This window comes from Paenibacillus sp. FSL M7-0802 (assembly GCF_038004945.1).
Taxonomy (GTDB): Bacteria; Bacillota; Bacilli; order Paenibacillales; family Paenibacillaceae; genus Paenibacillus; species Paenibacillus polymyxa_B.
Window position 1 is genome coordinate 3,509,574 of sequence record NZ_JBBOSD010000001.1, and the last position, 7,927, is coordinate 3,517,500.

Below are 7,927 nucleotides of genomic sequence, written 5' to 3' on the forward strand. Positions count from 1 at the left end.
TTTTTCCATGTATATCTTACCACGATGAATTTTAGACCTCAACCGAGGATTTTACAAAAATCTAATAAACGACTCCCAATGAACAATATATAGATCGAAATGGTTTCGTTTGTCTATATTTGCACTTTGGAGCGACAGGAATCGAATTTTGTGAAATTCTACTAACTATGTAAGGTTACAAGTTATGTGCTTTTTTGCGCCCCGTGGTCTGCGCGGTATGCTATAATAGGCGATAGTAGAATAGATTACTGAATTTGTCAGGAGCGTTTTAAATATGGATGTAAGCATACTGGTCGTCAACTATAATACGTGTCAATTGACGCTGGATTGTTTGCAATCGGTGTATGCGTCAAAGTCGCAGTACCGATATGAAGTGATTGTTATTGATAATCACTCCAGTGACGGATCTGTTGAGGCTATTCGTGCTGCATACCCGGAGATTACGTTGATAGCCAATAAGAATAATACAGGTTTTGCCAAGGCGAACAACCAGGGGATGGAAGTAGCCAGCGGGCGTTATGTATTGTTATTGAACTCCGATACGTTGGTGCAACCGGACACGCTGGATACAATGGTTCAGTTTATGGATACGCATCCGGAGATGGGGGCATCGGGTTGCAAGGTCATCTTGCCGGATGGATCATTAGACAAGGCTTGTAAGCGAGGATTTCCAACGCCGTCAGCTTCTTTTTACTACGCTTTCGGCTGGTCGAAGCGTTACCCGGATAACCCGAAGTACAATCAATATCAGCTTGGGCATCTAAGCCCGGACGATGAGTATCCTGTAGATGTACTGGTAGGTGCTTTTATGCTGGTGCGCCGGGAGACGATTGACCAGGTCGGGGGGTTGGACGAAACCTTTTTTATGTATGGTGAGGATATTGACTGGTGTTACCGGATTAAGCAAGCGGGGTGGGGCATTTACTACTACCCGCGCACATATATTATTCATATCAAAGGGGGCAGCGCTCGCCGTCGTCCTTTGAAAATTATTTATGAGTTTCATAGAGCAATGTGGGTATTTCATCGTAAGCATTATAAACAGCAATACAGTTGGATCACCAATATGGCTGTATATGCGGGAATTACCGTGAAATTTGGAATGGCCTTTCTAAAAAATAAGTTGTCCGCACCGGTCAAGCCAGACGGCGGGGAACAATCTCGTACTGAGGTGAAAGCATGATACGCAGAAATCAGCGTTTTTTAACCCAATTATATATTGTGGCGGATTTCGCGGTCATTCAGTTGTCCTTTCTGATCGCTTGGTTTTTCAAATTTGAAAGTGAATGGATCACCTATAAAGAACCGCTTCCTATTCAAGTATATGGAGGCTGGAGCTTAATCTACGGCCTGATTGCTGTAGTGTTGGGGATGTTATTCTCGCTCTATTCGCCCAAACGCAAAAAACGGTTTGCAGACGACGTATTCCGCGTCACCCAGATTCATATTGTTGGCCTGTTCGTGCTGTTGAGTGTGATGTTCTTCGTGAAGCAAATCGACATTTCGCGGTCCTATTTGGCAATCTATATGATTGGAAACGTTCTGCTTATTTTGTTTTACCGATTTTTTTTGAAGCAAGTTCTTAAAGCTCTCCGTCAAAAAGGATACAACAAGCAATTCATGCTTATTCTCGGGGCGGGTACTCTAGGCCAACGATTTTATCATAACCTTGGACAGTATCCTGATCTGGGATACGAGGTAGTGGGTTTTCTGGATGATAAGCGGCATTGGAGTGAAGAGGAAGAGGCGCATTTTCGCCCGATTCTTGGAGGCTTAGATCAATTGGAGGCTACGCTGTCGCGTCTGATGATTGACGAGGTCATTCTGGCGCTGCCGCTGGATGCTCATGATAAGTACCCCAAGATTATCAACATGTGTGAAAAAGCTGGAGTGCGCACGCTTATAATCCCCGACTTTTTCGATTATTTGCCGGCTCGCCCGTACTTTGACAACTTTGCAGGTATGCCGATGATCAATGTACGGGATATTCCACTGGATGTGGCGGGGAATCGATTGTTTAAGCGTCTGTTCGATATTTTATTCTCTTTATTCGCGATTCTCCTGACCTCTCCGATCATGCTAGGGGTGGCGATTGGTGTGATGATTACATCCAGAGGGCCAATCATTTTTAAGCAGGAGCGGGTAGGCTTGAACCGTCGTACCTTCCGAATGTACAAATTTCGTTCGATGAAGGTGCTGCCCCCTGGAACTGAAGATACGGGCTGGACGACTGCTAATGACCCAAGACGCACACGTTTTGGTACTTTTATTCGTAAAACGAGTCTCGACGAGTTGCCGCAATTTTTCAACGTTCTGCTGGGTGATATGAGTGTCGTTGGTCCACGCCCAGAACGACCCTATTATGTGGATCAGTTCCGTGAGGAAATTCCAAAATACATGGTGAAGCATCATGTTCGTCCTGGAATCACAGGCTGGGCACAGAGCAACGGGTTGCGTGGAGATACATCTATTGAGGAACGGATTAAGCATGACATTTTCTATATTGAGAACTGGTCACTCTTATTCGATATTAAAATTATTTTCCGTACGATTCGCAATGGTTTCAAGAACGCGTATTAATCCAGAGTCACCCTTCGGTTTAGCCGGAGGGTGTTTTTGCGTCTGGCAGTTGTTTTGAGTATGCGTATGTGGGGTATTGACCTGTACGAAAAGGATGTGACACCCTATGAAACGACTAATTGCTGCGGTCATTCTTTTAATATTAACCGGCACATTTTTACTGGGTTACAAAGGGCAATCTACAGAAGAACATACTGGCTTTACCACGCACCGTGTGATTTCGCATGCCATGGGAGCCGTTGATGGTTTGGCCTATACTAATGCGCGTGAAGCGTTTGTGGAAAATTATAAAAAAGGCAGCCGCGTATTCGAGGTCGACCTGATGTTTACTTCGGACGGACATTTGGTGGCGCGCCATGAATGGACAGAATCCTTTACAGAGCAAATGCAACAGGAACACGCAGTTGCTACAGAACAGGGCGGAAAACCTTGGAGCTATCATCAATTTAAAAACACACCCATACACGGTTCCTATACTCCAGTAGATTGGAAGGATGTATTGGATCTATTGGAAACATACCCGGATGCTTATATTGTGACCGATACGAAAGAACAGGACCCTGCCCAAATCAAACAGTTGTTTGCACAACTGACCCGTCAGGCACAGGAGAAAAACCCCGAGCTTTTGTCCCGTATTGTTCCTCAAATTTACAATGAAGAAATGCTGCAAACGTTGCGGAGTATTTATCCCTATCCATCCGTTATTTATACGCTCTACGCCACAGAGGATAAAGATGACCAGATCATTCGATTTGTACAGCAAAATGATATAACGGCAGTAACTTTACCAGAGAATCGGGTGAGTGGTGCTTTAGTGGAAAGTTTGCGTCAGGCAGGGGCAGTGTGCTACGTAAATACCATTAATGAGTTGAAGGATGCGGCTGAGTATGAACAGATGGGTGTGCGAGGTTTCTATACAGATATTTTAACGGAAAAAGAACTTAGTAAACGCAGTTGGTTGTATGCGCTACGACCATGAGCTGTCTGAACGGGGTGTTCCCATTTGATACGAACATTGACACCTTTTAAGCACTGTCATAGACTTAGCATAGAACGCTTTTGGATATTGGAATTCGGCTCGACTGGATCATGACAAAAGCAATGGATGCTGGAGGAATGTGTGTTGGCAGATTCAATTCAATCATGGAAGCATGTGTTTAAGCTTGATCCTGACAAGGAACTGGATGATGAGGCACTTGACGCCGTGTGTATGTCTGGTACGGACGCCATTATGGTAGGAGGTTCATCGGGTGTAACCTATGAAAATACGGTGGATTTGCTGTCACGGGTTCGGCGTTATGAGGTGCCGTGTGTGCTTGAGGTGTCCGATCTGGAGGCTGTAGTGCCAGGGTTTGATCTATATATGATTCCCATGGTACTGAATACCACTGACAGTAATTGGATTCTAGGGCAGCACCAACGTGCGATTGAACAGCTTGGTTATGTGATCCCGTGGGATTTGCTTGTGGCGGAAGGATATATTGTTTTGAACGGTGATTCCACGGTCGCTAAGCTTACCGGAGCAGATGCTTCGCTGGGTGCTTCATCTGCCGCCTCATATGCACAGATTGCTGACAAGCTCATGCATCTGCCGATTGTATATGTGGAATATAGCGGTGCTTTTGGGGATATGGAGCTGGTGCAAAAAATACATCGCAGTACGGAGCGCTCTCGTGTCCTATACGGGGGAGGAATCGTGGATAAATCTACCGCGTTACAAGCGGCTGCGGTTTGTGACACCATTGTAGTAGGTAACATCATTTATCGTGACTTGGCGAAGGCGCTGGAGACGATAGCTGTGAAATTGGAAGTATAGAACGTGAATTTATGGAAGCTCAGGGAAAGGAGCATGCACGCATGCAATCAATAGATATACATGAGGCGGTAGCTCGCCTTAATCCGCCTCAGCGTCAGGCTGTGGAGGCGGTAGATGGTCCGCTGCTGATTATGGCTGGCGCAGGCAGTGGTAAAACACGGGTGCTCACGCACCGAATAGCTTACCTCATCGCGACCCGCAAGACGGCTCCATGGGGCATTTTGGCGATTACCTTTACGAACAAGGCTGCACGTGAAATGCAAGATCGCGTATCCAAGCTGATTGGCCCACAGGGAAGAGATGTTTGGGTATCCACCTTCCACTCGATGTGTGTGCGTATTTTACGTCGGGATATCGAGCGGATTGGCTTCACCTCCAATTTCAGCATTTTGGATTCTACGGATCAATTGTCTGTCATTCGGAGCTGCATGAAGGATCTGAATATAGACACCAAAAAGTTTGAACCCAAAGCGGTTCAGTCTATGATGAGTACGGCTAAAAATGAACTGGTCACTCCCGAAATGTATGAGCGCAAGATTGGTGACTATTTTGAGGGGATTGTGGCGAAGGTATATACCAAGTACCAACAACGGCTCAAAAACAACAACTCTCTTGATTTTGATGATTTGATCATGGCAACGATTCAGCTATTTAAAGAAGTACCTGAGGTACTGGATTTCTACCAGAAGAAATTTCAATACATTCATGTTGATGAATATCAGGATACGAACCGTGCGCAGTACATGCTGTGCAAAATGCTGGCCGACAAGCATCACCGGATTTGCGTAGTAGGTGACAGTGACCAATCCATCTATCGGTGGCGGGGGGCGGATATTAGCAACATTTTGAATTTTGAAGAGGACTACCCGGAAGCGCGCACCATTTTGCTGGAGCAGAACTACCGGTCCACCTCAAATATTCTCAATGCTGCCAACGAAGTTATTGGTCAAAATACAGGCCGCAAGCCGAAGAAACTATGGACTGACAAAGAAGGCGGAGCCAAGATTAAAGTTTACCGTGCTGACTCCGAGCATGATGAGGGCTACTTTATCGCCTCAGAAATTCATAAGAATATTAATGCGGGCAAAACCTATAGCCATCATGCCATTTTATACCGTACGAATGCTCAGTCTCGGGTTGTCGAGGAAATTTTGATTAAATCGGATATTCCTTACCAGATCGTGGGCGGTATCAAGTTCTATGATCGTAAAGAAATTAAGGATTTGCTGGCGTATCTTCGCCTACTCTCCAATCCTGACGACGACATCAGCTTGATCCGAATCATTAATGTGCCAAAACGAAGCATCGGAGACACAACCGTCGGTAAATTGCAGGCAGCTGCAGCGGAACGGGGAGTTTCGATTTTCCGTGTCCTTCAAGTTGTAGACGATTTGGGCTTTGCAGGACGTACACGCAATGCGTTGGTAGAGTTTTACGATATGATCGAAGGTTTAAGTCGGATGGTAGACTACCTGTCGGTTACCGAGTTAACAGAAAAAATGTTGGAAACCACCCAATATCGATTGGAGCTGCAAAACGAGAATACACTTGAGTCACGCTCGCGCTTGGAGAATATTGATGAGTTCCTGTCGGTAACCATGGAATTTGAAAAAGGAGCGGAAGACAAGTCACTCGTCTCCTTCCTGACCGACCTTGCTCTGATTGCCGATATTGATTCCATGAATGACGATGAAGAAGAGCAAAGTGATGCGGTTGTATTGATGACCATGCATAGCGCCAAAGGACTGGAGTTTCCTATCGTATTTATTGTCGGTATGGAGGAGGGAGTATTCCCTCATAGTCGTGCTTTTCTGGATAACGAAGAGCTGGAGGAGGAGCGCAGATTGGCGTATGTCGGGATTACCCGTGCAGAGGAGCAACTGTTCCTTACATGCGCACAGATGCGCACTTTGTTTGGCCGCACCACAGCTAACCCGCCTTCCCGCTTTCTCGAAGAGATTCCAGATGAGTTAAAAGAGGATACGATCATTAAACGTGACCGCTACCGCCGTTCAGGCAATGTAGGCGGATCTTATGGTGGGCGCGGACTGAATAAAGGTAGTGGCAGCAACTTTGGTGGAGAACGCTCGTTTGATACGATGAGCCGCAGTGGTTCGTCCGCTTCCGCGTCACCCCGCGTAACAGTAACGACATCTTCATCTGCGAAAGCAACTCCGGCTGCTTCGGCAGGAGGCCCCTCCATTTTTGCTGCTGGAGACAAGGTACAGCATGGCAAATGGGGGATTGGAACCATTGTCGCTGTAAAAGGAACGGGTAATGATATGGAGCTTCAAATTGCTTTCCCGGCTCCAGTAGGGGTTAAACGACTGCTGGCTGGCTTTGCACCAATTACAAAAGTAGAATAAATCTCAAACATCATTAAATCTCGAACCTCATGAGTGGCAGCTTGGCTTAGGCCTCTGCCCTGATGAAGTTCCCGGAGGGATACGCCTGCATGAACCCAATGCACAGGATGGAGCAGCTTGTTGCTGAACTGAACACATATAACTATCATTACTACACACTGGATGAACCCAAGATCAGCGACAAAGAATATGATGTGCTTTATGACGAGCTGGTAGCGCTTGAACAGACGAGCGGTCTTGTGCTGCCGGATTCGCCGACACAGCGTGTGGGTGGGGAGTTACTCAAAGGTTTCACACCGCATCGCCACCTTGCCCCATTATGGAGCCTTGATAAAGCTCAGAATATGGAACAGCTGCGTGCATGGAACGCGCGTGTTGTTAAACTGGTCAATGATTACAATACCAAGAACCCGGAGAAACCTTTGCCATCTCCAGGCTATGCTATAGAACTTAAATTCGATGGCCTGACGCTGAACCTGACATATACTGATGGACAGCTGGTACAGGCTTCTACCCGCGGTAATGGCGTGGTGGGTGAGGGAATATTGGCACAGGTGAAGACCATTAAATCCGTGCCACTTACAATTCCTTTTCGAAATGGAACAATTGAAGTACAGGGAGAAGGGATAATGAATCTCTCTGTACTGTCCAAATATAATGAGACTGCCGTGGACCCTCTTAAAAATGCACGCAACGCCGCAGCTGGCGCATTGCGTAACTTGAATCCCAAAGTGACAGCAGAACGGCGATTGAATGCATTTTTCTACAATGTGGGATATGCAGACCGTATCCAGTTTAACAGCCACCAGGAAATGATGACTTTCCTGCGTGAAAATCATTTTAAGGTAAACCCTTACCTGACATACTTTGATAATTTTGAAGATGTAATGGAGCAGCTGATTGAGATCGAAGAATCTCGTGCCGGATTGGATTACCTCATTGATGGGGCAGTATTGAAAATTACAGATATGCGCACACGTGAGGCTCTCGGGTATACCGATAAATTCCCACGCTGGGCGGTGGCATATAAGTTCGAAGCTGAGGAAACGACAACGGTGCTTAACTCGGTTGAGTGGAATGTAGGACGAACCGGTAAAATCACCCCACTTGCAAGGGTAGAGCCGGTAGAGCTGGCGGGAGTCACTGTACAAAATTGTACACTGAA

Annotated in this window: 6 protein-coding genes (1 of these 6 running past the window's edge); all 6 read left to right on the plus strand. The window is 46.3% G+C overall.

What is annotated here, in order from left to right:
• The first annotated feature begins 274 nt into the window (after positions 1-274).
• Positions 275-1,183, plus strand: coding sequence for a glycosyltransferase family 2 protein (locus tag MHB54_RS16155; protein WP_264454479.1), 909 nt, complete (start codon positions 275-277; stop codon positions 1,181-1,183).
• The gene (locus MHB54_RS16160; protein ID WP_023990580.1) at positions 1,180-2,580 is read left to right on the plus strand and encodes an undecaprenyl-phosphate glucose phosphotransferase; all 1,401 of its coding nucleotides are present in this window, start codon (positions 1,180-1,182) and stop codon (positions 2,578-2,580) included. The genes MHB54_RS16155 and MHB54_RS16160 overlap by 4 nt, the downstream gene beginning before the upstream one ends.
• Positions 2,581-2,686: 106 nt before the next feature.
• Positions 2,687-3,559 carry a phosphatidylinositol-specific phospholipase C/glycerophosphodiester phosphodiesterase family protein gene (locus MHB54_RS16165; RefSeq protein WP_023990579.1) on the plus strand — a complete coding sequence of 291 codons (873 nt, stop codon included), beginning with the start codon at positions 2,687-2,689 and terminating at the stop codon, positions 3,557-3,559.
• Between the two features lie 126 nt (positions 3,560-3,685).
• Positions 3,686-4,396: a heptaprenylglyceryl phosphate synthase gene (locus MHB54_RS16170; RefSeq protein ID WP_049828463.1), complete on the plus strand. Its 711-nt coding sequence runs from the start codon at positions 3,686-3,688 to the stop codon at positions 4,394-4,396.
• A 41-nt stretch (positions 4,397-4,437) separates the two neighbouring features.
• On the plus strand, positions 4,438-6,762 hold the full coding sequence (gene pcrA / locus MHB54_RS16175) for a DNA helicase PcrA (protein ID WP_023990577.1): 2,325 nt from the start codon (positions 4,438-4,440) through the stop codon (positions 6,760-6,762).
• Positions 6,763-6,851: 89 nt separating this feature from the next.
• Positions 6,852-7,927 carry the 5' portion of an NAD-dependent DNA ligase LigA gene (gene ligA / locus MHB54_RS16180; protein WP_023990576.1) on the plus strand. The gene runs 940 nt beyond the window's last position, so 1,076 of the gene's 2,016 nt are visible here — the first part of the coding sequence; the start codon lies at positions 6,852-6,854; its stop codon lies beyond the right edge, outside the window.